20 protein-coding genes are annotated in these 22,973 nt (G+C 73.6%); 11 read left to right on the top strand and 9 right to left on the bottom strand.

Annotated features, from left to right (window positions below; all coding sequences use genetic code 11):
• Positions 1–108 precede the first annotated feature (108 nt).
• A complete protein-coding gene (locus OG885_RS37990; RefSeq protein WP_399960426.1) occupies positions 109–555 on the top strand; it encodes an Lrp/AsnC family transcriptional regulator in 447 nt (148 codons plus the stop codon).
• Here OG885_RS37990 and OG885_RS37985 read toward each other — a convergent pair.
• From OG885_RS37985 to OG885_RS37965, 5 genes are all read right to left on the bottom strand, one after another.
• Complete coding sequence (locus OG885_RS37985; RefSeq protein WP_405739765.1) at positions 523–3,537, bottom strand: AAA family ATPase; 3,015 nt, start codon at positions 3,535–3,537, stop codon at positions 523–525. The two genes, OG885_RS37990 and OG885_RS37985, sit on opposite strands and share 33 nt — an antisense overlap.
• Positions 3,534–4,697: an exonuclease SbcCD subunit D gene (locus OG885_RS37980; RefSeq protein ID WP_405739763.1), complete on the bottom strand. Its 1,164-nt coding sequence runs from the start codon at positions 4,695–4,697 to the stop codon at positions 3,534–3,536. Before OG885_RS37980 ends, OG885_RS37985 begins: the two co-directional genes overlap by 4 nt.
• Positions 4,698–4,748: 51 nt before the next feature.
• Positions 4,749–5,375, bottom strand: coding sequence for a YigZ family protein (locus OG885_RS37975; protein WP_405739760.1), 627 nt, complete (start codon positions 5,373–5,375; stop codon positions 4,749–4,751).
• Positions 5,376–5,445: 70 nt separating this feature from the next.
• Positions 5,446–5,991: a SixA phosphatase family protein gene (locus OG885_RS37970; protein WP_405739757.1), complete on the bottom strand. Its 546-nt coding sequence runs from the start codon at positions 5,989–5,991 to the stop codon at positions 5,446–5,448.
• Positions 5,988–6,704, bottom strand: a complete 717-nt coding sequence (locus OG885_RS37965) for a hypothetical protein (RefSeq protein WP_405739754.1) — start codon at positions 6,702–6,704, stop codon at positions 5,988–5,990. Before OG885_RS37965 ends, OG885_RS37970 begins: the two co-directional genes overlap by 4 nt.
• Before the next feature lie 193 nt (positions 6,705–6,897).
• Here OG885_RS37965 and OG885_RS37960 point away from each other — a divergent pair, with 193 nt between their 5' ends.
• Positions 6,898–7,305, top strand: coding sequence for a CoA-binding protein (locus OG885_RS37960; protein WP_405739751.1), 408 nt, complete (start codon positions 6,898–6,900; stop codon positions 7,303–7,305).
• A gap of 13 nt (positions 7,306–7,318) precedes the next feature.
• Here the strand turns inward: OG885_RS37960 and OG885_RS37955 are convergent, their stop codons facing one another.
• Genes OG885_RS37955 through OG885_RS37940 form a run of 4 tightly spaced genes read right to left on the bottom strand, consistent with a single transcriptional unit; the run spans position 7,319 to position 13,188 of the window.
• Complete coding sequence (locus tag OG885_RS37955; protein WP_405739748.1) at positions 7,319–7,897, bottom strand: hypothetical protein; 579 nt, start codon at positions 7,895–7,897, stop codon at positions 7,319–7,321.
• Positions 7,894–9,219 carry a hypothetical protein gene (locus OG885_RS37950; RefSeq protein WP_405739745.1) on the bottom strand — a complete coding sequence of 442 codons (1,326 nt, stop codon included), beginning with the start codon at positions 9,217–9,219 and terminating at the stop codon, positions 7,894–7,896. The genes OG885_RS37955 and OG885_RS37950 overlap by 4 nt, the downstream gene beginning before the upstream one ends.
• A gap of 10 nt (positions 9,220–9,229) precedes the next feature.
• Positions 9,230–11,065 carry a hypothetical protein gene (locus OG885_RS37945; protein ID WP_405739743.1) on the bottom strand — a complete coding sequence of 612 codons (1,836 nt, stop codon included), beginning with the start codon at positions 11,063–11,065 and terminating at the stop codon, positions 9,230–9,232.
• The gene (locus OG885_RS37940; RefSeq protein ID WP_405739740.1) at positions 11,062–13,188 is read right to left on the bottom strand and encodes a hypothetical protein; all 2,127 of its coding nucleotides are present in this window, start codon (positions 13,186–13,188) and stop codon (positions 11,062–11,064) included. Before OG885_RS37940 ends, OG885_RS37945 begins: the two co-directional genes overlap by 4 nt.
• Positions 13,189–13,395: 207 nt before the next feature.
• On the opposite strand from OG885_RS37940, the gene OG885_RS37935 reads away from it, so the two are divergent.
• The 9 genes from OG885_RS37935 (at position 13,396) to OG885_RS37895 (ending at position 22,930) form a co-directional block, all read left to right on the top strand.
• Entirely contained in the window at positions 13,396–14,271 is an 876-nt protein-coding gene (locus tag OG885_RS37935) for an effector-associated domain EAD1-containing protein (RefSeq protein WP_405739737.1), read from the top strand.
• 196 nt (positions 14,272–14,467) lie between these two features.
• Positions 14,468–14,689 carry a hypothetical protein gene (locus tag OG885_RS37930; RefSeq protein ID WP_405739734.1) on the top strand — a complete coding sequence of 74 codons (222 nt, stop codon included), beginning with the start codon at positions 14,468–14,470 and terminating at the stop codon, positions 14,687–14,689.
• Positions 14,686–15,435 carry a hypothetical protein gene (locus tag OG885_RS37925; RefSeq protein WP_405739731.1) on the top strand — a complete coding sequence of 250 codons (750 nt, stop codon included), beginning with the start codon at positions 14,686–14,688 and terminating at the stop codon, positions 15,433–15,435. Before OG885_RS37930 ends, OG885_RS37925 begins: the two co-directional genes overlap by 4 nt.
• Positions 15,432–16,523: a HesA/MoeB/ThiF family protein gene (locus tag OG885_RS37920; protein WP_405739728.1), complete on the top strand. Its 1,092-nt coding sequence runs from the start codon at positions 15,432–15,434 to the stop codon at positions 16,521–16,523. Before OG885_RS37925 ends, OG885_RS37920 begins: the two co-directional genes overlap by 4 nt.
• Complete coding sequence (locus OG885_RS37915) at positions 16,520–17,986, top strand: ubiquitin-conjugating enzyme E2 (RefSeq protein WP_405739725.1); 1,467 nt, start codon at positions 16,520–16,522, stop codon at positions 17,984–17,986. The genes OG885_RS37920 and OG885_RS37915 overlap by 4 nt, the downstream gene beginning before the upstream one ends.
• On the top strand, positions 17,976–19,052 hold the full coding sequence (locus OG885_RS37910) for a JAB N-terminal domain-containing protein (RefSeq protein ID WP_405739722.1): 1,077 nt from the start codon (positions 17,976–17,978) through the stop codon (positions 19,050–19,052). The genes OG885_RS37915 and OG885_RS37910 overlap by 11 nt, the downstream gene beginning before the upstream one ends.
• On the top strand, positions 19,000–19,902 hold the full coding sequence (locus OG885_RS37905; RefSeq protein ID WP_405739720.1) for a hypothetical protein: 903 nt from the start codon (positions 19,000–19,002) through the stop codon (positions 19,900–19,902). The genes OG885_RS37910 and OG885_RS37905 overlap by 53 nt, the downstream gene beginning before the upstream one ends.
• Complete coding sequence (locus tag OG885_RS37900; protein ID WP_405739717.1) at positions 19,899–21,779, top strand: ATP-binding protein; 1,881 nt, start codon at positions 19,899–19,901, stop codon at positions 21,777–21,779. The genes OG885_RS37905 and OG885_RS37900 overlap by 4 nt, the downstream gene beginning before the upstream one ends.
• Entirely contained in the window at positions 21,776–22,930 is a 1,155-nt protein-coding gene (locus OG885_RS37895) for an AAA family ATPase (RefSeq protein WP_405739714.1), read from the top strand. The genes OG885_RS37900 and OG885_RS37895 overlap by 4 nt, the downstream gene beginning before the upstream one ends.
• Positions 22,931–22,973: the final 43 nt, after the last annotated feature.

Raw genomic sequence — 22,973 nt, 5'->3', positions numbered from 1 at the left:
GTCGCCCTCCCCACACCCAGAAATCTACGTCGGTCGATCACGCGGTTGAAGTGGTGATCCCCGGCGTTCCGCTTGATCCGCCGGTGATTCCCCTGGTATCCCTCCGGCATGACCGAGTTTTCCCCGGACGCCACCGACTGGCGCATCCTCGATGTCCTCCAGCGGGAGGGCCGGGCCAGCTTCGCCGAGCTCGCCCGTGCCGTCTCCATGTCCCCGAGCGCGGTCACGGAACGGGTGCGCCGGCTGGAGGAGGCGGGTGTGATCCAGGGGTACGCGGCGGTCGTCGACCCGGACCGGCTGGGGCTGCCGATCCTGGCGTTCGTGCGGCTGCGCTATCCGAACGGCAACTACAAGCCGTTCCACGACCTGCTGGAGGCGACGCCCGAGATCCTGGAGGCCCACCATGTCACGGGCGACGACTGCTTCGTCATCAAGGTCGCCGCGCGGTCGATGCGGCACCTGGAGGAGGTGTCGGGCAAGATCGGCGCACTGGGCGCGGTGACGACGAGCGTCGTCTACTCCTCACCCCTGCCGCGCCGACCGCTGGGCCGCTGACCTCACCTTCAGCGTCGATCCGGCTCTGCCCTTCACGACCTCCAACTGGGCGTGGATACGCCGCCGCAGATCGGCCACATGGCTCACGATGCCGACACTGCGGTCCCGTTCGCGCAGTGAGTCGAGCACGTCGAGGACCTCGTCGAGGGTCTGGTCGTCGAGGCTGCCGAAGCCCTCGTCGATGAAGAGCGTGTCGAGCCGCACCCCGCCCGCCTCGTCGGTGACGACGTCCGCGAGGCCGAGGGCGAGGGCCAGCGAGGCGAAGAACGTCTCACCGCCCGACAGCGTGGCCGTGTCCCGCTCCCGGCCGGTCCAGGCGTCGACGACATGCAGCCCGAGCCCGCTGCGGCCACGTCCGGCCCGGTCGTCGGAGTGGACGAGGGTGTACCGCCCGGAGGACATCCGCAGCAGTCGCACGGTCGCGGCGGCGGCCACCTGTTCCAGGCGCGCGGCCAGCACGTAGGACTCCAGGCGCATCTTGCGTTCGTTGTCCGCCGAGGTGCCCGCGGTCAGGGAGGCGAGGCGGGCCACCCGGTCGTACTCCTCGCGCAGCGGGGCGAGACGGCGCACGGACACGGTCGCGCGCGCGGAGAGCCGGTCGAGGTCGGTGCAGCGCCGGGCGGCGGCGTCGCGCGCGGAGGCCGCGTCGCGCACCCGCTGGGCGGCCAGAGCGGCGGCCCGCTCGGCGGCGGCGAGGTCGGCGGGCGGCTGCTGGGCGGCGGCCGCGGTGTCGGGCTCGGCGAGGACGGCCCGTACGGCGGCCTCCTGCGACTGCCAGTCGTCGAGCCGCCGTTGCAGGTCGCGATGGGCCGCGTCGTCGAGGAACGCCTCCGCGGCGGCCTGCGGGGTGTCGAAGCCGGCCCGGAACGCGGCGTCGGCCAGCCGGGCGTCGGCGTCCTTGAGCCGCTGGGCGGTGTCCTCGGCGACGCGGGCCGCGTCGGCGGCGTCGGTGAGCAGCCTGACCTGCCGCTCCAACTGGTCGGCGCGCGCGGCGACACTGTCGAGGGTGCCGCGCGCCTGCGCCAACTCCTCCTCCAGCACGCCCCGTTCGCGGTCCAGGCGGTCCCGGTGCCCGACGCGGGACGCGGCCCGCACCGCGGCCTCCTGGCGCACCGCGGTACGCCGCTCGTGCTCCTGCCCGGCCCGTCGCAGCTCCTCGTGCGCGGGGTGCAGGTCGGAGGCGGCGTGCCGGGCCTGGGCGTAGAGGCGCTCCAACTCCTCGGCTGCTTCGGCGAGTTGCTCGGTGGAGGCGTCACCGGCCTCCGCGGTGGCGGCGGCGAGTGCCTCGCGTACGACGCCCAGGCGCTGTTCCTGCTCGCTGTGCCGTTCCTCCGCCTGCTGGTAGGCGGCCAGCGCCCGTTCCTCCGCCTCCCGGCCGACGTGCCCGGCGTCCTTGCGCGCGGGGGCCGGGTGCTCGGTCGCCCCGCAGACCGCGCAGGGAGCGCCGTCCGTCAGCTGGGCGGCGAGTTCGGCGGCGATGCCGTTCAGCCGCTGCTCCTTGACCTCCAGCCAGCGGGCCTTGAGCGTCAGCGCCTCCACCTGCGCGAGCCGGACCTGTTCGGCGGCCGTGTCGGTGTCACCGGCCAGCTGGTCCCGCAGCCGCGCAGCGCCCAGCCGCCGCTGAGCGGGCTCGCGCTGCACCCCGAGCTGCTCGGCCCGGGTCGCCGCCTCCTGGGCGGAGTCGATACGGGCCTGGAGCCCGCCGCGGGTCGCGTCCCACCCGGCGAGCCAGTCGTCCGCCTCACGCAGGACGTCGTCGTCGGCACGCTCCTGCCGGTCGAGGCCGGCCCGCTCCGCGACCAGTTCGGCCAGCCGCTGCTCGGCCCGCCTGGCCGACTCCAGCCCGCCCAGCTCCTCGGCGGCCCGGCGGGCGGCGGAGGCGAGCCCGGCCGCGCCGGCGTCGGCGAAGGTGTCCGGCAGCAGCGCACGCGTGCGTGCCTGCGCTCCGGCCGCCCGGCCGTGCTCGGCGTCGGCGGCCTCCCTGAGCTCCAGCGCCGGCGCCACGGCCTCGGCCTTGCGGGCGCGCTCCATGCGCGCCAGTGCCTGCCGGTAGCCGTCGGACCGCTCCTCCATCAGCGCGGCCCGCTGCCGCGCCTCGCCGAACCGCTGTTGCAGCCGGGCCACTTCGCGTACGTCGCCCAGCGTGCGCTCTGCGGCCGCCTGCGCGGACTCGGCGGACGCGAGGCGGCTGTGGGCGATGGTGAGCTGCTCGCGGGCGGTGCTGCGGGCGACGGCGGCGGCGCTCATGACGGCGTCGGCGAGGCCCGGGTCCCCCGGTGCGGCGTCCGGCAGTGCCATCGCGTCGCCCGCCGCCTGCTGCATGCGGTGCGCGTCGGCCAGCAGCTCGGTGTCCCCGTCGCGGACCTGTGCCTCGGTGGCCCGGCGGCGGTCGGCCAGGCGCTTCTCGACCTCGGCGAAGCGGTGGGTGTCGAAGAGCCGGCCCAGCAGCCGGCCGCGCGCCTCGGCGTCCGCGCGCAGGAAGCGGGCGAAGTCGCCCTGCGGCAACAGGACGACCTGGCAGAACTGCTCGCGACTCATACCGAGGAGTTGGGTGATCTCCTCGCCGATCTCCTGGTGGGAGCGGCTGAGGTCCTTCCAGGCGCCGGTCCGGGCGTCGTACTCGCGCAGCCAGCTCTGGGCCTTGTCGAGGGTGCTGCCCGAGCCGCGTTTCTTCGGGCGCTCCCAGGGCGGCTGGCGGGTGATCTCCAACCTGCGTCCGGCGACGGTCAGTTCGAGGCGGACCTCCGTGCGCGTGCCGGGCGCGGCGTGGTCGCTGCGCAGGGTGAGGCCCTGACCGGTCTGGCGGGCGCCGGGGACGGAGCCGTACAGCGCGTAGCAGACGGCGTCCAGGACGGAGGTCTTGCCCGCGCCCGTCGGCCCGTGGAGCAGGAAGAGCCCGGCGACGGACAGCTCGTCGAAGTCGACACTCTGCGACCCGCCGAACGGTCCGAACGCGGTGATGTCGAGACGGTGCAGCCTCACCGCGCCACCTCCCGCACAACGTCGTCCGTCCGCACCGCGTCGAACGCCTCCCGCAGAACTCCCTGTTCGTCCTCGTCGGGTCCCGCGCCCCGCACATGGGAGACGAAGTCCTCGGCGATCTCCTGGTCGCTGCGCCCCGCGAGCCGCCTGGCGTAGGACACCTCGGGGTCGTCCGGGGCGCGCTCGGGGTCGAAGACGAGGCTGAGGGTGTGCGGGAAGCGCTCGGTGAGGCGGGCCATGGGGTCGGCGGGGCGGACGGTGTCGGTGAGGGTCGCCTCGACCCACGCCTCCTCGTGCCGGGTGAGCTCCGGGTCGGCGAGCAGCTCCTCCAGCGTCCCCCGCACGCGGGCCAGCGCGCGCGGCACGGGGCAGTCGACGCGCTCGGCGGTCACCGCGCCCTCGGCGTCGAGGTCGACGAGCCACATGCTCTTGCGGTGGTCGGCCTCGGAGAAGGAGTAGGGCAGCGGCGAGCCGGAGTAGCGGACGCGGTCGGTGAGGGTCTGGCAGCCGTGCAGATGACCCAGCGCAGCGTAGTCGACGCCGTCGAAGACGCCGGCCGGTACGGCGGCGACCCCGCCGACGGTGATGTCCCGTTCGCTGTCGCTGGCCTCGCCGCCGGTGACGAAGGCGTGGGCGAGGACGACCGAGCGGGTGCCGCGCGCGCGGGTGGCGAGGTCGGCGCGGACGCGGTCCATGGCGGCGGCCAGCACCGCCTCATGGCCGGGCTTGTCCACCCCGAACTCGTCCTTCACCAGGGCGGGTTCGAGGTAGGGCAGGCCGTAGAAGGCCACGTCACCGAACGCGTCCTCGAGGACCACCGGGGTGCCGCACGCCGACGGCTCGGTCCGCAGATGGATGCCCGCGCGGTCGATGAGCCCCGCGCCCACCCCGAGTCGGCGCGCCGAGTCGTGGTTCCCGGAGATCATCACCGTCGGCACACCGAGGTCGGCCAGCCGGTGCAGGGCGTCGTCGAACAGCTCGACCGCGGCCAGCGGCGGCACCGCGCGGTCGTACACGTCTCCCGACACGGCCACGGCGTCCACGCCGCGCTCACGCACGGTCGCGACCAGGTGGCCGATGAACTCGGCCTGCGCGCCGAGCATGTTGACCCGGTGGAACGCCCGGCCGAGATGCCAGTCGGAAGTGTGCAACAGTCTCATGATCCCCGAGACTAACGGCCGGGTCTGACAACACGGGCGGTCACCTGCATTTCAGGCATCTCCGTATGCCTCTCCACCCAGTTCGAACCCTGCCGTCCCGGCGGTCGCGTCCGCGAGCCACGCCTCGAAGGCGGGGACGTCCGCGTCCGGGAGGCCGATCTCGATGGTGACCGCCTCGCCGTAGCGGACGTCGCGGACCGCGCGGCCGGTGGCGCGGAGGTCGTTCTGGACCTTGCCCGCGCGCTGGTGGTCGACCGTGACGGTGGCGAGGCGGAAGCGGCGGCGGGTGATCGTGCCGAGGGCGTCCAGGGCCTCGCCGACCGCGCCTCCGTAGGCGCGGATGAGACCGCCGGCGCCGAGCTTGACGCCGCCGTAGTACCGGGTGACGACGGCGACGACGTAGCGCATGTCGCGGCGCAGCAGCATCTGGAGCATGGGGACACCGGCGGTGCCGCCCGGTTCGCCGTCGTCGCTCGCCTTCTGGATCGCCCCGTCGGCGCCGATGACGTAGGCGAAGCAGTTGTGCGTGGCGTCGGCGTGCTCCTTGCGGACGGCCGCGACGAAGTCCTGGGCTTCCTGCTCGGTGGCCGCGGGGGCGAGGGCGCACAGAAAGCGGGAGCGGTTGACCTCGGTCTCGTGCACGCCCGCGTGGGCGACTGTGCGGTACTCGTCCTGCATCGGGCCAGCCTATGCGCATCGGCTCGGGTCGCCCGCACGGGTGATGTGGCTCACCGGTCGCGCCGCCTGCTCACCGCGCCTTCTTCCCCCGCGGCACCGTCACCGCCGTCAGCAGCGCCGTCCCCGGGGCCAGTCCCTCCCAAGCCGCCCCACGCCAGGCCAGCACCGCGATCGCCGACGTCGGGAACTTCACCCGGACCGTCTCGAGGGTGTCGTCGAGGCCGTCGCCGGCGAGCTGGAGGACGAGGTCCTCCAGACCGGGGTTGTGGCCGACGAGCAGCAGCGTCTCGACCTCGGCGGGCACCTCGCGCACGACCTCCAGGAGTTCGGGCACGTCGGCGCCGTAGAGCCGGGCGTCATGGCGGACCGGGGGCGGGGTGCCCCACTGGGCGGCGGCCAGCTCCCAGGTCTGACGGGCGCGTACGGCGGTGGAGCACAGGGCGAGGTCGGGCAGGCAGTCGGCCTCGGCGAGCGCGCGGCCCGCGGCCGGGGCGTCCCGGCGGCCCCGCGGGGCGAGCGGCCGCCGATGGTCCGGCACGCCCTCGGGCCAGGCCGACTTCGCGTGCCGCAGCACGACCAGACGGCGCAGCGGGCCCGCTCCGGCGCGCGCGATCACGCGGGCGCTCCCAGATCGCGGGTGAGTTCGAGACCGAGGAGCCGGTCCGCGTAGGCGTACGTCTCGAAGCGGGCGCCGGCCGGGAGGCCGGAGGTCTCGACCGACCTCAGGACCCGGAGGACGCCGGGTACGTCGAGGTCGTCCTCCCAGGCCGCGCGCAGTTCCGCGCGCACCTCGTCGGGGACCGGCCGGGACGGCTCGCGCGCCCACGCGGCGACGGCGCGGCGCCACCGTACGAGGGTGTCGTGGGCGTCCTGGAGGGCGGTCGCGTCGAGCCGTGCGGTCAGGTCCCGGCGCGTCGACAGCAGGGCGAGCCGCAGTACGTCGGGGTCGACGCCCTGCGCCGGCCCGTCGACGGCGGCGACGGAGAGCCGGATCCCCTCCGTGTCCGGTGCGGTGCTGTCCTCCGCCACCACATGGACGGCCTGTGCCCCGCCGGGCCCTCTGCCCGCCTCCCGGCCGTCCTCGAAGGGCCGCACGCCGAGCGCCGCGGCGGCCGCCCGTACCTCGGGCCGGTGCTCCGCGCTGTCGAGCAGCGCCCACACCGGCGTGCCGCCGAGTTCGAGGGCGCGTACAAGGGTGTCGGCGACGAGCAGCACCCGCCGGGCGGTGTCGTCGAGGCCCGGCACATGCGCCTCGACACGGGTCAGGCCACGGCGGGCGGGGGCGGCCTCGACCGGGTCGCCGGTTCGGGCGTCGATGATGCGCAGCACGGGGTGAGCGTAGGCGGGACGGCGGCCGTCCGCAGGCAGGTGGCGCGGATTCCGGACAGGGTGGCGGGTGCGCAGGGGTGCGTGGGCCGGTGGGTCAGGGGTGCGCGCGGGACGTCGTACCGGGGAATCCGCGGGCGCGGTGCGCTGTTGTGCGGGACGTCACAGCAACCGGAGACCCTCCAGGAGACCCACGGTGTACGGAGACGAAGCGACGGTCCGCAAGATGCTCACCGAGAGCGGCGACACCTGGGCGGTGGTCGGCCTGTCCTCGAACCGGCGGCGTGCGGCGTACGGCGTGGCCGAGGTGCTCCAGCGCTACGGCAAGCGGATCGTGCCCGTGCATCCGAAGGCGGAGACCGTGCACGGCGAACAGGGCTATGCCTCGCTCGCCGACATCCCCTTCGACGTGGACGTGGTCGATGTCTTCGTCAACAGCGATCTCGCCGGCCCGGTCGTCGACGAGGCGATCGCCAAGGGTGCCAAGGCGGTCTGGTTCCAGCTCGACGTGATCGACGAGGCGGCGTACGACCGTGCGCGGGCGGCGGGACTCGACATGGTGATGGACCGCTGCCCCGCTATCGAGATCCCGCGCCTGGGATGAGCCGCGGGGCGTCCTATCGGCCGCCCTCGCACGCGTTGATGTAGTACAGCTCTATCTCCACCCGGTCCGCCGACCCCCCGGACCAGAACGGGCGCGTGCCCACGTTTCCGCCGCAGAAGGCCTGGGGGCGGCGGGACTTGAGGGTGGCGTTGACGTCCTCCGCGAGGTCGGTCGCCGCGCCGAGCATCGACTGCGGGGCGACGCCGAAGGTGATGACCATGCCGATCCGGCGCCCGTCGCCGCTCGCGCGCATCTCCTTGTCGAGGGCCGCGACGATCTTCTTGCGGTCGGCGGCGTTGAGGTTTCCCTTGCCGGAGGCGCGTCCCGTCGCGCCCGAGGACAGGGACACGGCGATGGTGTGCCGTTTCGGGTCGAGGCCGGTCGGTCCCTTCGCCGTGCGTGACGGGGACGGCGAGGCGGAGGGCGACGGCGAGGACGAGGGCTTCGGGGACTTCTTCGCGCCCGCCGCACCGGTGCCGTCCGAGGCGACCATGCCGAGCACGACCAGGAAGAGCACCAGGAACAGGTCCGCGAAGAGCCAGCCCGCGAGATGGCGCGGGGCGATACCGGCGCCCTGGGGGCGTCGCCTCACCGCTGTTCCCCGTTGTACCAGTCGTCACCGGGCCGGCGGGGCGGCGGCGTCGCGGCTCCGGTGTCGGGGCCCGTGGTGTCGGAGCCTCCGGTGTCGGGGCGGGGCGGCGGGGGCGGCGCCGCGGCGGCGGGCCCGCGGGAGCCACCGCCGGGATGCCCGTTGCCGTTGTAGGGGCCGTGGGAGGGACCGCCGTGGGGGCCCGTGGACGGGCCGCCGGAGTTCGACATCGGACCCGGGCCGGAACCGTACCCGCCGGCCCCGCCCCCGTTCTGCAGCAGCGCGAGCACCCGCTCCAGGGCGTCCATGTAGGCGTACATCCGCTCGCTGTTGTCGTTGAGGACGCCCATGGCCTCGCCGACCCTGCGGGTGGTCTCGGTGACCTCGTCGGCGACGGTGGCGTGCACCCGGTTGGCCTCCTGGGAGCTGCCGGCCGCGCGGCGCAGTTCGGCGAGGAGGCGGGTGAGGGACTCGCGGGTGGCCTGTTCGTCGCCGCGCAGGTCGTCGCGCATCTTTGCGAAGTCGCGCAGGAGTTGGTGCGGCACGGTCAGGGAGCGGCCCATCTCGCCCAACTCACCCGCGGAACGCGTCCATTGGTCGAGGGCGGTGACGAAGGTGCCCTCCGGTCCTGGCGCGAAGATCCGCTCCATGCGGTCGGCGCTGTCGGAGAGGGTGCGGGAGAGTTCGGCCGTGCTGCGGGTGATGTCCCGTGCGATGCCGACGAGTTGGCCGGCCGGGACGACCTGGGCCTCCAGGACCGCGTGCTTGGAGAGCTCCATGGTGAGGAGGGTCAGCTCGCCGCCGACCCGGGTGCGCAGCCGGGTGCGGGACGCCTCGTGCTCGGCGGCCCATTCCAGGCGTTGCAGCCACATCGTGGCGAGGACCACGCCGCCGATGAGCAGCACCACGAGCAGGACCGCGGTGCCGCCGAAGCCGGAGGCCCACAGCTTCAGGAAGTTGGTGCCCTTCGCCGAGTCCTGGAAGTCCTGGAAGGCGAACCACAGGGAGAGCCACGTCAGCACGATCGGCAGGAACACGGACACGTCCCGCGCGGTGGACACGACGGCGATCAGCCCGCTGTTGCGTGGCTCCTCGTCCGGCACCAGCACCTCGGGCGGATAGGCGTGCAGCAGGTTGACGCCGGACAGGGCCCGGCCACCGGCCCGGGCGTCGTCGGCGATCCAGGTGAGGACGGAGCGCCCGGTGCTCTCCTCAGGGCACTCGCCGGCCAGCTCGGTCAGCCGGTCGGCGGCGGCCCGCAGCGCCACGGAGGGTTCGGGCGCCGGGGGCGCGGGCTGGTGGGTGTCGGGTTTCCTGCTGGACAAGACCTCTCCCTCAGTACCGGGGACCACGGCGGTCGGGGCCGTGGTCCCCGTCGTGCGGCCGGCCGGGCAGATGCTGTTGGAAGTACTGCTGGACGACGACGCTCTGGACGGTGTCCTGCGCCTTCCCGCGCCGGCAGCTGTCGAGAAGCGCCTGGAGCAGAGCGGGCGACGGGTTGCGCCCCGCCGCGTCCAGCACCTCCAGTACGTCCCGCTGCCCCAGTTGCGCCCCCAGGGTGCAGAGCAGCAGCAGCCGGTACAGATGCACCGCCTGCCAGGGGTTCTGCGGCGCCATCCGGTCCACGGCCTCGGCGTGGAACTGGGTGCGGCGCAGGGCGTCGAAGGGGTTGAGCCGCTCCTTGCCGCCGCGGTGCCCGGTGCAGCTCTCCAGCAGGACGCGGGCCTGGGCGGGGGCGATCCTGCTGATCCGGTCGACCTCGCCCAGCAGGAACGTCATGCTGAAGCGGGCCACGAGCACCCGGACCATGTCGTTCAGCACGCTGTCGGCGACGCCGATCCGCAGGGCGATCCGCAGCAGGGGCAGCACGTCGAAGCTCGCGTGTCTGCGCGCGGCGCTCTCCAGCCGCTCCTCCATCACCCGGAACACCACCCGCCCGCCCGGTGGCGCCACGGTGAGTTCGCGCAGCAGGTCCGGGCCACCGCCGTCGAAGCAGCGGTGCAGCGCCCAGGTGTGGATCTCGTCCCGCAGATGCCGGTAGGGCTGGAGTTCGAGCGTGTCGGGGCGCCACAGGGCCATGAGCCGGGCCAGCTGCCCCTCGGTGGCGCGGTCGAGTTCCAGCTGTATCCGGGGGATCGCGGTGGCGCTGCGCAGATAGGCGTCCTCGCGGTCCGACAGGTCACCGGTCGGGGCCGCCTCCAGCAGGCTCATCACATCGGTCATGAGCCCGGGCGCCACCTGGTGTCCGGACGCCCACTCACGGATCTTCGAGGCGCTGGCCATCGGCTGGTCCGGCAGCAGCCGGCTGAGGGCGTCGGCACCGCGGCGCCGCTGGAAGGCGACGAGGCGTGCGGCCTGGTCGCGCAAGGGGCCGGGCGGGCCGGGGTCGGCCTTGACGTCGACGCGGCGCCGGCCGGAGTGCCGGGTCCCGGTGCCGTCGCCGCGTACGAAGACGAACTGGGGCAGGTCCTTCGCCCCGTCGTTCTCCTCCCGGGTGGCGAAGCCCCAGCTGCCCAGCACCACCCGGCCCAGCAGCCCGGCCAGGGCGTGCACGACGACCTCGCCGTCGACCGGTGAACCGACCACCGTGAGCGGCGCCCCGGGCTCGTCCATGACCGCCTCGACGAGCCGCACCAGCAGGTCGTCGGGCACCTCCTCGGCCGCCGTGTCGAGGACACCGAGGAGGTGTTGCTCGTCGATCAGCAACTGCCGTACGAGGTCCAGCGGGACCCGTTCCAGCCGCTCGGCGCCGCTCCCCCGGGCCGCCTGGCCGTCGAGGAGGGCGCTCTGCCGGACGGGCGGCGGCAGCCAGTCGTCCCAGTCGCTGCGGCAGGCGGCGAGCGCGAGGTGCAGGTCGATGCCGGCGGCCGGGCCGGTCAGGACGTAGGTGAGGGTGGACCCGGCCCGGCCGTGCGGGTCGCGGACCGGAAGTTTGCGCAGGACGGCGGCCTCGTGGTCGTGCCGGAGGTAGACGAAGCCCGGTGCGGTGTCGCCGGGGTGCTCCTGGGTGGCCCACACCATGTGCTCGATCCGGCTGTTCCAGCGCAGCAGGGCCTCGCGGTCGAGGGAGGTGGCGACCGGGCCGACGTCGCCGCGGCCGGTGAGGGAGCGCTCGGACCACTGGTAGACGGTGATGTCGGCGCGGGGGCCGCCGCGCGCGGGCAGGCTCATGTGCCGGGCCCCCGTCCGAGCAGCAGGGCGTCGGCGGCCGGCCCCGTCATGACGCCCTTCATGGCGAGCAGCGCCAACAACGGTCGCAGTACCCGGTGTTGGCGGAACAGCGCCTCGTCGAAGCGGCGGGCCGCGGCCTGGTCGGCCTGGGCGCGGGGGCCGGTCCCGGTCGCGGAGGCGAGGTGCAGGGTGGAGCCCTGGCACTCGCCGGCGAGTTGCAGCCAGTCGCCGCCGCCGCGGGCGCCGAGGAAGGCGTACACGTCCTCGCTCTCCCGCTCCACGCTGCTCAGGTCGCCTTCGGCGTCCGGCTTCTCGTGCAGCCAGCCGTCGATCTCGCGGTAGCCGCGGAAGCGCAGCAGGTCGCTCTTGGTGACGACGAGGGCGCAGGGGACCGGCAGGAACGGCAGGGCGGGGTTGGCCTGTTGCTGGCGCAGTCGCTGGCGGACGTGCTCGAACGCCGGGTCGCGTCCGGTCGTACCGCCCTGGGAGGTCAGGCCGTACACGCGGGTCGGGTCGACGACGCAGAGCAGGGCGCTGAGCCGGTTGAGGAAGTCGGACTCGCGGCCGGGGCGTTCCAGCCGGCCGCCGGCCACGTCGAAGAAGACGACGCTGTGCGAGCGGCCGGAGTGCTCGTCGGTGACGACCAGGCCGGTGGAGTAGCGCAGTTCGGGGCGGTCGGCGGTGGCGAGGAGTTCCTCGCGGCCGTCGATGAAGGGGGCGACGACCTCGTTGAGGTAGAGGTGGTAGCGCTGGGGGTCCAGGGCTTCCACGCGCAGGCCGTAGCGGGCCATGACGGTGGACTTGCGGGCCTGGTCGATCATCGCGGCCAGCAGATGGGACTTGCCGGTGCTGGAGGCGCCGACGAGCCCGATACGGACCGGTTCGGTGCCGAACAGTGGGTAGCGGTACGGGAGTTCGTGCTGGGGCACGTCGTCGTTGCCGGGGCAGACCACATAGGTGCGGGCGAGCTGGGCGTCCCGCTCGGCGGCGGAGTGGGTGGGCAGGTCGGCCTCGGGCAGCATGCCGCCGGAGGCGTCGAGGACGACCCGCTCGGCCGTGTCCCAGTTCAGGGCCCGCAGGCACATGGGGCACTCGACGGGGCCGAGGGTGGGCAGCGGCCGGTCGGTGACGATCCGCAGCCGTCGCCCCAGCCGTCCCCACCGGCCCGGGGCGCGTACGGCGGGCGGGGCGTAGCCGTTGGCCCGCAGTCGGCCGGCGCCGGTGCGCTGGCGGGCGCGCAGGGCGCGGAACTCCTCGCGGGCGAGGGTCTCGCGGCGTTTGGCCTGTTCCGCGAGGGGCCGCTCGAACAGGCCGCTCGGCGGGGCGCCGTCGGCGAGGCGCCGGGCCAGTTCACGGGCGGGCGGGGAGACGGCGGAGCCCAACGGGAAGGCGGCGCGCAGGAGTTCCTGGAGCCATTCCTCGTGGCCCTGGTCGAGGACGGCGTGGATGTGTTCGCGGGAGGAGCCGCGCGGCAGGGTCTCGCCGGTGGCCATCCAGAACGCGACGAGGGCGGCGCTGAGCACGTCCTGGTCGGCCGAGGCGGGGAGGCCGGGCCGGAATCCGGGCGCGTCCCACGCGGTCGCCGGACGGTCGGGCAGCGGCTCGGTAGCGTACACGGCTCCGTCGAGACCGCCGAGCTGGAGTCCCTCGGCCGGGTCCCACCACAGGTGCTCGGGGCTGATCCGGCCGTGCACCAGCCGGGGTTCGTGCAGCCCGGCGACGGCTTCGAAGAGGTCCCGCACCACGCTGCGCAGCCCCGGTCCGTGCAGCACGTCCGGGGTCTCGAAGCCGGAGAGGGGGACGCCGCGGCCGTCGAGGAGCAGCCGGTGCGGGCGGGTGGAGTCGTCGTAGGCGAGGACGTGGGTGAGCTGGCGCGGCAGCTGCGGGCCGTGGAAGTCGGCGAGGCTGCCGAAGAGTTCGAAGTGCCGCCGCATGCGCTGCTCGGCCTCGGGCCCGACGGCCTCCTGCATCATGACCGGATGCCGGCCGGGCAGCCTGCGGTACCTCCGTGTCCGGAAGGGCGGCTGCTCCAGGCGCCCCTGTTCCCCGATGTCCTCCTCAAGGCTGAAGACCGCCTCCACCCCGTCCCCCGACCCGGGCCTTCGGCCCCGGAACTCCGCCACCCCCGTGTCTCCTCCCCGTAGCCCTCCCGGACACCAACTATCACAGAACGCTGCCCACGCGAGCGGTGCTTCAGGCAGAGCACCGAAATGAGTGCACTCGGGGTTCACCAGTTCCTGACGGATGATCAACTCCTGTTGGTGAAAGGCCAGTCGGGGGTACGAGCCGGCCCGGTACAGTCGGATCACCTGAGGCTGGGGGGAGCGCGCATGGCGGCACTGACGGCGGGGCAGCTGCAGCGGGACGGGGTGCTGCGCGTACTGGCGGAGCTGTACGCCGACCCACTCAGCGCGGAACTGCTGCTGCGGGGGCTGGGTGCCGATCTGACCCGGCTGCCGCCCTTCGGGGGCTCCCAGGCGCCACTCGGCCACTGGTTCCGGATCTGTCTGACGATCGAGCACGGGGCGTTCAGCTTCACGCTGGAGGACCTCGTCCGGGCGGCGCACCGGGACTACCCGGCGAACGAGGTGCTGAGCCGGTCGGTGGACCCTCGGACGCCGGGCGGATCGCCGGACGACCGGCTGACCGTGCTGTGTCTGCTGGCGGGCCCCCGGGAGGCGTCCAGACTCCAGCTGCGGCACGAGTACCGCACCATCGAGGAGGCCGCCCGCCGGGGCCGGCGCCGCGTCCTCGACATCAGGCTGTCGGCGGCGACCCGGCGCCGGGATCTGATCCCGGCGCTCATCGAACACAAGCCGGACGTCCTGCACTTCGGTGGGCACGGCTCCACCGACGGCGATCTGCTGCTGGAGGAGGACGACGGCTCCGTCGCCCCGGTGAGCGCGAAGGCGCTCGCCGCGGTCCTCGACGCGGTGGGCGGAGTGACGGTCGCCGTCCTCAACGCCTGTCACCTGGGCCGGTATCTGGACGTCGTCAGACCTTTCGTGGGCGAGGTCATCGGCGCCCCGGCGAAGCTGAACGACGAGGACGCGCTGGCGTTCTGCCGGGACTACTACGCGGCGCTGGCCCTCGGCGAGTCCTGGGAGAAGGCCTTCCGGCTTGGCCGGGCGGGCGTGGGGCTGGGTGTCCGCGGGCTACCGGACCTGCGGCGCGCGGTGCGGGTGCGGGAGAGCGACGCGGTATGACGCGGGGGCGAGCGCGGGGGTCGCACCGGGCGGCCGGACGGCGTGGTCCGGGGCGACATGCGAGGACCGAGCAGCGGAACCGGGAGCTGTGCCCGAAGAGCGATCGACCCTCCCGGCGCCCACGCCCGCCGTCCGATCGGCAGGCCGTCGGGCCACGCCGGACAGCCGGGCGGCACGACCAGAAGGGCGGCGCCCGATGAGCGAGCAGCGGCCCCGCACCGTGAGTGTGCATGTGCCCGCCGGGGTGAACGTGGCCGAGCGACGGCGGCGCAGCCAGGCCCGGGAGCAGGCCGAGGCGGAGGCACGGCAGGCGGCCGGGGGCGGACCGAGCCCGGCGGCGTACGACTTCCTGCTGGGGCGGGCCGTCGGGCCACGCCGGACAGCCGGGCGGCACGACCAGAAGGGCGGCGCCCGATGAGCGAGCAGCGGCCCCGCACCGTGAGTGTGCATGTGCCCGCCGGGGTGAACGTGGCCGAGCGACGGCGGCGCAGCCAGGCCCGGGAACAGGCCGAGGCGGAGGCACGGCAGGCGGCCGGGGGCGGACCGAGCCCGGCGGCGTACGACTTCCTGCTGGGGCAGGCGGGCGGGCGCCGCGAGGCGGTGGACGTGCCCCAGCCGGACGGCGAGCCCGGCGAGGAGGTCACCGTCGTCACCTCGCAGCTGCTGCGCAAGCTGGGCTCGGCCGGGACCACCTGCCCGGTCTGCCATCACTCCTTCCGGCTGGGCGAACAGATCTCCATCGAGCGCGCGGAGACCGGCCCCGGCGTCGTCCTCAAGCACCGCAGCCGACGCCTCGACTGTCTGAACCCCGAGGCGGGCGGCCACTCCTCCGCCGCGGCCGAGCTGTTCCACCGGGGCGTGGACGAGGCGAATCCGCCCCCGCCGGAGCTGAACACCGTGCGGCTGCACCGGGACCACCCGCTGCTGCGGCTCCACCCGGGGCCGGGCGACGGGGCTCCGACCCGGCACCGCTGCTGGGTGTGCGGGCACACCTTCCGGCCGGACGAGGTGGTCATCCACTGCACCTGCGCGCCGGACGCGCCGAACTGCGCGAGCGCAGTGCACCGCGACCCGGACCACGGCCTGGTCTGCTACGACGACTGGAAGGCCCAGCATCCCGGGGTGCCGTGTCTGATGCTCAACTCCCTGCGGGACCCCAGGTGACCGGCGACCGGTTCGCGCGGCACGCGCTGATCCCCGGCTGGGACCAGCGGCGGCTCGCCGAGGCGACGGTCGTCCTCGCGGGCGCCGGCGCCCTCGGCAACACGGTGGCCCAGACGCTGGCCCTTGCGGGTCTGGGCCGCCTTGTGGTGTGCGATCCGGACACGGTCGCGGTGAGCAACCTCAGCCGCTGCCCCTTGTTCCGCGCGGCGGACGTGGGCCGGCCCAAGGCGCGGGTGCTTGCCGGGGCGCTGGCGGACCTCGCGCCCGGCACCGTCGTGGACGCCCGTGAGGCGCCACATGTCTCCGGGGCCGGGCTGGCCGAACTCCGCGAGGCCGACCTGGTGGTGAGCGCGCTGGACAGCCGGGCCGCCCGGATCTCACTTGCCGGGCGGTGCACGCTCGCCGGGACCGGCATGCTCGACGGCGGCACGCACGCGTGGGGCGGCGAGGTCGCCTGGTACCCGCCGGGCGGGCGCTGCCGGGCCTGTGGTCTCGGTCCGGCCGAGCGTGCGGTGCAGGACGACCCGTGGTCGTGCGCCGCGCCCGATCCGGCCGCCGAGGTGGGCGCCTCGGCTCCGGTGTCCGCGCTGGTCGGCGCATGGCTCGCCGATTTCGCCGTACGACTGCTGCTGGGGCTGTCGGTGCCGGACACGCCGTTGCGGGTCGACGCCGCCGGGCTCGCCGTGCCGCTGTCCGGCACCCCGCCGCGCGGGCGTCCCGACCCGGAGTGCCCGCTGCACGAGCGGCTGCCCGGGGCGGTCCCGGTGCTGCCGCTGGACCACGAGGCCACGGTGGGCGACCTGTTGGGCCACATCGACGTGCACGAAGAGCCGCTCGCCTGGGCAGGATTCAGCAGGCCGGTGCGGCGGCGGGCGGCGGTGCGCGCCGTCACCTCCCGGCTGCGGTCCGCGCCCGCCTCGGCGCGGCTGAGCGCACTGGGGGTGGCGCCGCGTGAAGTACTGCCCGTGGTCCGACGCGACGGATCGGGGCTGCGGTACGTCGAGTTGGCCGCCACCGGGGAGGAACGGCACGGCATACAGGGCGACTTGACCGAGGCACGGCGCGCGACGACGGAGGGTGTCCTGTGAGGGACGAGCTGTACAACGAGCTGGAGCGGGTGATCAACCCCCAGGAGGGCGAGATCGTCCTGCGGTCGATCGGGTTCCGCGAGGCCCGCCTGCCGTCCACGGAACTGTCCCCCCGGTTCTACTGGTCGGAGGTGCGCCGTCTGATCGACGCGGGCGTACTGGTGGACGGCGAGGCGCTGCTGGCCCGTGCCGCGCACAACGAGTACCCGGGCAACGCCGTGTTCCGGGCCTCCGTGGAGGCGTTGGAGCCGGTCACCGAGCCGCCGCAGCCGCCCCGCGCCGAGCGGCACAGCCCGCCGCCCTCCGGGCCGACGCCGGCGCCCGCGCCGCCGACGGAGCCGGAGACCTACCCGACCCTGGTCTTCGTGTGCAGCACGCACCACGCGGCGTTCATCGAGGAGGTGCGCCGCCTCGACACCCGCGCCGAGCTGTTCTTCGTCAGCCAGGGCGAGGAGGCCCAGGTGGGGCAGATCGCGATGTCCCTGACGCGGGAACTGACCCTGGGTCAGATCGAGGACGTACGCGGCGGGTTGGTCGCCGCGGGCGCCCCGGCGGACCTGGAGATCCTCCAGGAGGTGTACGACCACCGCCCCTATCTGCTGGAGGCGCTCCGGGTCAACGGACCCGACCAGCAGCCCTACGACCTGGCGGGCGTGCCGTCGATCACCCCGGTGCGGGACATCGCCGCCGCCGTGCTGGCGCACTACGAGGGCCGGATGGGGCGGCGCCCGCGGACCGTCGTCGACCATCAGCAGTCGGACGGCAGCTTCCGCCGCCTGGACCCGGCGCAGTCCCTGCACGACGCGGGCGTGCGCGAGGGCGACACGCTCAACGTGTACCCCGAAGCGACCGCCGGGCACGCCGAGTTGAGGATGCAGGCGATCATCCGGGTGCGCGAGGAGATGCATCGCTACGCGGACCAGCACGAGGACTTCGAGATCGTCGACACCGACGACCCGGAGTTCCCCACCGACTACGAGATCCGCTTCAAAGGGCCGGGCCTACGCCTCCCGGACCAGCAGAGCGCGAGCGCGCTGCCGCGTCCGGAGGTGCAGGACAAGCACAATCTGCTGATCCTGCTGGGCCCGGACTTCCCGCTGGTCGCCCCGGCCGTCTTCTGGCTGAGCCCGATCTTCCACCCCAACATCAAGGGACCCGATCCGCAGTACCCCGAGGCCGAGGGGGCCGTGTGCCTGGGGGTGCTGGCGCACTCCTGGCGCCCCGCCCTGGACTTCGGCCAACTGTGCCAGATGCTCGTGGACATGGCTGGGTATCGTAATTACGAGATCTCGGACAGTTTCAACCCAATCGCGGCATATTGGGCTCAGACGGAGGATGGTGCGGCCATGATCGAGGCCATCGGGGGCAAGCCGCCGGTGCCCGCCCCACCCCCCGACGACGGCGCGCTGCGCGTCGGCGCGCTGCGGATACGGCGGACGGACGGGGTGGCCGATGGCACTTGACATCGAGCTCTTCCAGGGCGAAGCGCGCCAACTGGTGCGCACCGAACCACTGATCGCGCTGCTGAAACCGGCGTTCGCGGCGGAGACGGCCCCCTTCAAGGGCCGCCCCCGCTTCGTGCTGATGCTGCGCAACGACCCCGGCCCCGACACCTACGAGCCCGAGACCCCCGCGACCTCCGCCCCCTCCGAGACCGACACCCCTGAGGGGGATCTCCACCTCACCAATCTCCGCGCCGACTTCGGGTACATCCATGTCGCGATCCATATGGAGGGACGCGTGGTCTACCAGAAGCCCTACTCCGTCAACTCTCTCGTCGGCCCCGTACTCGCCCGGCTCGCCCGGGAGATCGCACCCGAGGAGCCCCGGTGGGCGTTCCGGATCGCCGGGCTGCCCTCGCCCGAGGACGGGGAGTCGGCGCAGCGGCTGCCCCCGGTGGTGGACGGCACGGACGACATCGACGTCTCGCGCTCCACCCGGCTGCCGTTCGGCATCCGCCCGGCCGCCGAGCCCGAGATCCCGCTGCTCGACCTGACCGAATACGGCGTGACGCTCAGCGACACCGGGGCGCCGGTGACCGTGCTGCTCGGCACCGGGGTGCAGCGCAGCCTGATGGAGATGGAGCTGTCGACCGAGATCGAGGAGGGCGGATTCCTGGTCGGCCGGGCCTTCCGCCGGGCCGACGACCCCGCCCTGCACGCGGTGATCGTCGACGAGGTGCTGCCCGCCGAGCACTCGGGGGCCTCGCTGATGCACTTCACGTTCACCGGCGACTCGTTCCGCGCGATGAGCCGCACGCTCGGCGACCGTCAGCTCGTCGGCTGGTACCACACCCATCTGTTCCAGACCGAGCGCACCATCGGTCTGTCCCGCACCGACATCGACCTGCACCGGGACACCTTCCGCCGCCCCTGGCAGGTGGCGGCCCTGATCAACCTCACCTCGCGGCGGCGGGTACTGACCTGTTACGCCTCCTCCGACGACTGGATGGCACCCTGTCCGATCCGGAACCTCGATGACGACCCTGACAGCCACCGTAGTACGCATCCTTCACTGGGCCATCACTGAACCGGCGCCCGGCGGCAGCCCGTTGCCGCCTCCGACCACCTCCGCCGCGCCGCGCGAGAGCGACGACGACCCGGTCGTCCTCCTCGAACGCCTGGCCCGCGTCACCGCGGCCCGGCTGCAGCTGTCCGACCCGCCCCTCGGTGACCGTGGGCCGACGGGCCTGGAGCCGCTGATGGTCGCGGCGGCACTGGCCCTGCGGGACGACCCGCCGACGGCCCGCCTGATGGCGGAAGGCGTGGGCGGCTCGGGCACCGTCCGTGATCTGATGGCCCGTCATGGCCTGGTCGGGCGGGCCCTGTCGGCGACGCCGGTCGACGCCGAGCTGCGCACGGCACTGCTGCGCGCCTCCCCGCTCACCGCCCTCCTTGACGCTCCGCCACCGGGCACGGAGGAGCGCTGCGGGCAGCTTCTCGACCGGTTCCTCGACCACACCGAGGGCAGACGCGCGGCGGTGGCGGGCCTCGCCGCACCGCCGTCCTCGCCCGCCACCGCCCGTCACCGCGCGGCACTGCTGCGCCGGTTCCGCTTCACCCCGGGGGAGAGAACAGTCGTGTACGAGGTGTACGAGACAGCGCTGCTGCACTACGGCGGCCACTACCGCCAACTCACCGACGACGTTAGGAAGTTGGCGCGGGAGACGCCGGCCCGGCTGCTCGACGACGACGCGCCCGGTCAGTGGGCGCGGGCCACCCTCGACTGGTGGCAGCCCCTGTCCGTACTGGCCCGCCGCCATCCCGAGGAGCTGCGCCGCCGCCCGCTGCTCAGCGGCTACCGCAGGGGCACGGAACTGCACCGAATCTACGGCCGGGTCCGGGAGTTCGAGGCGTTGCGCGAGGTGCTGGACCGATGACGAGAGCACTGCGCCTGGCCACCGCGGACCACGGCGACCGGATGGACCTGCTCGGCACGGCGGGCGACCGCCCGCTGCGGGAGGTGCTGGCCTCCTGCGAGGTGTGGCTGCTGGACCCGCTGGACGAGGAGTTGCTGGAGCGGCCCTGGTCGGACTTCGCCGCCGACATCCGCCTGCGGTCCGAGATCCACCCCGGTACACCGCTGTTCGCGCCACCCGGGATCCCGGCCCCGCCCACTGCGACCTCACTGACCAAGCCCCCCGCCGAGAACACCGGCGGTGTGGAAGCGGCACCCGAGGCCGAACCGGCCGACCACCCGGACCGCATCACCGACGCCCAGGCCGTCCGGCTCGCCTACTACCCGCACATCGAACGCGTCGCCTCCCTGCTGCGCAGCCGGCTGCCCGTCCTCGTCATCAGCGAGAAGCTGATCGTCACCCATCTGTGGGAGGAGATGGTCACGCTCGCTGAGTGCCGCGGCATCCGGCTCGACGACGACTCGGCGGACGACGAGGGCGGCGGCGGCCGTGGGTCCGGCGACCCCGTCGCCGACATGAACGGCGCGCAGCTGAGCACGCGTCAGCGCCGTCTCGCCCGACTCCGCGCCCAGCTGGAGGAGTTGAAGGAGGGCGATGTCATCGTCCTCACCCATCTCGACCTGCTGGCCGGCAGCGCCGACATCGGCCGGCACGCCGAGGCGCGCGAACTGGTCGAGCTGCTCTACGCCTTCCCCGACCAGCTGGTCCTCGCCTTCGCCGACCCCACCCTGCCGCTGCCGGACGTGCTGGCCGAGCGGTTCAGCGCCCGGGTCACCCTCAGCGGTCTGCCGCCGAAGGTGAAGACCCCGGAGACCGAGGAGACGCTCCTGGGGGCCGCCCTGGTGACGCGGGAGGAGGCCGAGACCTTCGAGGGGTTCCAGCCGCGCGAGTTCTACAAGCACGTCGCCGGCATGAACCCCGTACGCCTGCGTCAGGCCATGCGGTACGCCCACGAGAAGCACCGGACGCAGCCGAAGCGGGCCACCCAACAGGACCTGCGCGAGACGCTGTTGACGTTCAAGGCGCAGCAGTCCTCGCACTTCGAGGTGCCCAACGTCACGCTGGGCGACATCGGCGGCTACGACGAGGTCAAGGACGAGATCCGGCAGACGCTCGCCATCATCAGCGGCGCGCAGAGCCTGCCCGACGACATGGAGGAGGTGCGCTCCGAACTCGTCCCGCGCGGCATCATCTTCTACGGCCCGCCCGGCACCGGTAAGACACTGTTCGCCAAGGCCATCGCCAACGGCATGAACGCCACCATCCAGGTCGTGTCCGGGCCCGAGGTCACCGACATGTACGTCGGTGAGAGCGAGCGCAAGGTGCGGGAGATCTTCGCGTCCGCGCGGCGCAGCGCCCCCTCCGTCATCGTCTTCGACGAGATCGACGCGATCACGATGGAGCGCAGCAACCGTCCCGACGGCGGCAGCCGGGCCGGCAACAGCGTGGTCGCGCAGATCCTCACCGAGATGGACGGTTTCCGGCCCGAGGTGCCGATGCTGGTGATCGGCACGACGAACCGCATCGACATCATCGACAAGGCGCTGTTGCGGCCGAGCCGGTTCCGCTCCATCGCCATCTCGCTGCCCGACGTCACCGCCCGCCGGGCCATCCTGCGCCACCACGCGGGCCGCTATCACATCTCCCTGGACGACGAGGTGCTCGAACTGATCGCGGAGGCCACCGCGGGCCGCAACGGCGACGAGCTGCGCTCCCTGATGCGGGACGCGTTCGTCGGCAGACACATGCACGGCATCGAACCCGACGCACGCCGGCTGGGCTGGCTGGTGGGGCGCCTCCAGCAGGGCCGCCTGGAAATGATCTCGGAGCGCCGATGAGCACCGCGACGGCCACCTGGAGTGGCGACGACCTCAACGCCGTACGACGTCTGAAGGCGCTCGGCCGCAGCATCGACCAGCACTTCGTGGGGCGGCGGCTCGCCCTGGACCTCCTGGAGGTCGCGGTGCTGGCGCACGAGCACGTGCTGCTGCTGGGGCCGCCGGGCACCGGCAAGACGGACCTCGTCAGCCGGTTCGCGGCCGGGCTCGGCAGCCGTCCTTTCGTACGGCTGCTGACCCGGTTCACCGAACCGGCCGAGCTGTTCGGGCCGGTGGACGTGCCCGCCTTCCAGAGCGGCCACGAGTACCGGTTCCGCACCGACGGCATGCTGCCCCAGGCGCATGTCGCGTTCCTCGACGAGATCTTCCAGAGCGGCAGTCCGATCCTCAACACCCTGCTGACGGTGATGAACGAGCGTGTCTTCCACAACGGCCAGGGCGTCGAGGTCGTCCCGCTCATCACCCTCGTCGGCGCCGCCAACTCCCTGCCGCAGGACCCTTCGTTGCTCGCCTTCGCCGACCGGTTCCTGCTGCGCCTGACGATCCCGCCGGTGGCCGGCAACCGGCTGGACGAGCTCTTGGAGAAGGGGTCCGCCCTCGGCCGCGCCGCGTCCGCCGGTGACGAGCACGCGTGGATCGACGCGGCCACCCTGGACCGGCTGCACCGGCAACTGGCACACGCCGATCTGAGCGCGGTGACCCCGGACTACGCGGAGCTGATCCGTGAACTCCTCGGCCAGGGCGTGACCCTGTCCGACCGGCGGATCATCCGCGGGCTCCGGCTGGTGGCCGCGGCGGCGCTGCGGCAGGAGCGTGTGCGGGCCGAGCCCGCCGATCTGTGGCCGCTGGAACACTTCTGGTCCGACCCGGCGCACGCGCCGGTGGTACAGGAGGCGGTACGCCGACGCACCGGCGGTCTCGCCGAGGACCCCGACGAACCCGCCCGGACCGTACAACGCCTGGTCTCCGACGCGCGGGTCCTCGGCCGTCAGGTCGGGGCCGGGTCACCGCCCGCGTCCGTGGAGCGCGTCCTGCGTCAACTCAATGCACTGAGGCTGGAGTTGAGGCGCGCTGTTCCGGGCAACAGGGAGGGCGAGAGGGAGCTCGCGAGTATCATCGACCACACTCTGGCCTTGCTGGACCAGGGCTGACGCACGGCTACGGGCGCCCGCGCCCGGCTGCGGAATCAGGGGG

This window comes from Streptomyces sp. NBC_00028, assembly GCF_045041065.1.
Taxonomy (GTDB): Bacteria; Actinomycetota; Actinomycetes; order Streptomycetales; family Streptomycetaceae; genus Streptomyces.
This window is presented reverse-complemented; position numbering and strand designations above follow the sequence as displayed.

Excerpts from the sequence above, each read along its gene's own strand:
- OG885_RS37990 (WP_399960426.1), top strand. The coding sequence starts at position 109 with ATGACCGAGTTTTCCCCGGACGCCACCGACTGGCGCATCCTCGATGTC.
- OG885_RS37980 (WP_405739763.1), bottom strand. The coding sequence starts at position 4,697 with ATGAGACTGTTGCACACTTCCGACTGGCATCTCGGCCGGGCGTTCCAC.
- OG885_RS37975 (WP_405739760.1), bottom strand. The coding sequence starts at position 5,375 with ATGCAGGACGAGTACCGCACAGTCGCCCACGCGGGCGTGCACGAGACC.
- OG885_RS37945 (WP_405739743.1), bottom strand. The coding sequence starts at position 11,065 with ATGAGCCTGCCCGCGCGCGGCGGCCCCCGCGCCGACATCACCGTCTAC.
- OG885_RS37935 (WP_405739737.1), top strand. The coding sequence starts at position 13,396 with ATGGCGGCACTGACGGCGGGGCAGCTGCAGCGGGACGGGGTGCTGCGC.
- OG885_RS37930 (WP_405739734.1), top strand. The coding sequence starts at position 14,468 with ATGAGCGAGCAGCGGCCCCGCACCGTGAGTGTGCATGTGCCCGCCGGG.
- OG885_RS37925 (WP_405739731.1), top strand. The coding sequence starts at position 14,686 with ATGAGCGAGCAGCGGCCCCGCACCGTGAGTGTGCATGTGCCCGCCGGG.
- OG885_RS37910 (WP_405739722.1), top strand. The coding sequence starts at position 17,976 with ATGGCACTTGACATCGAGCTCTTCCAGGGCGAAGCGCGCCAACTGGTG.
- OG885_RS37905 (WP_405739720.1), top strand. The coding sequence starts at position 19,000 with ATGACGACCCTGACAGCCACCGTAGTACGCATCCTTCACTGGGCCATC.
- OG885_RS37900 (WP_405739717.1), top strand. The coding sequence starts at position 19,899 with ATGACGAGAGCACTGCGCCTGGCCACCGCGGACCACGGCGACCGGATG.
- OG885_RS37895 (WP_405739714.1), top strand. The coding sequence starts at position 21,776 with ATGAGCACCGCGACGGCCACCTGGAGTGGCGACGACCTCAACGCCGTA.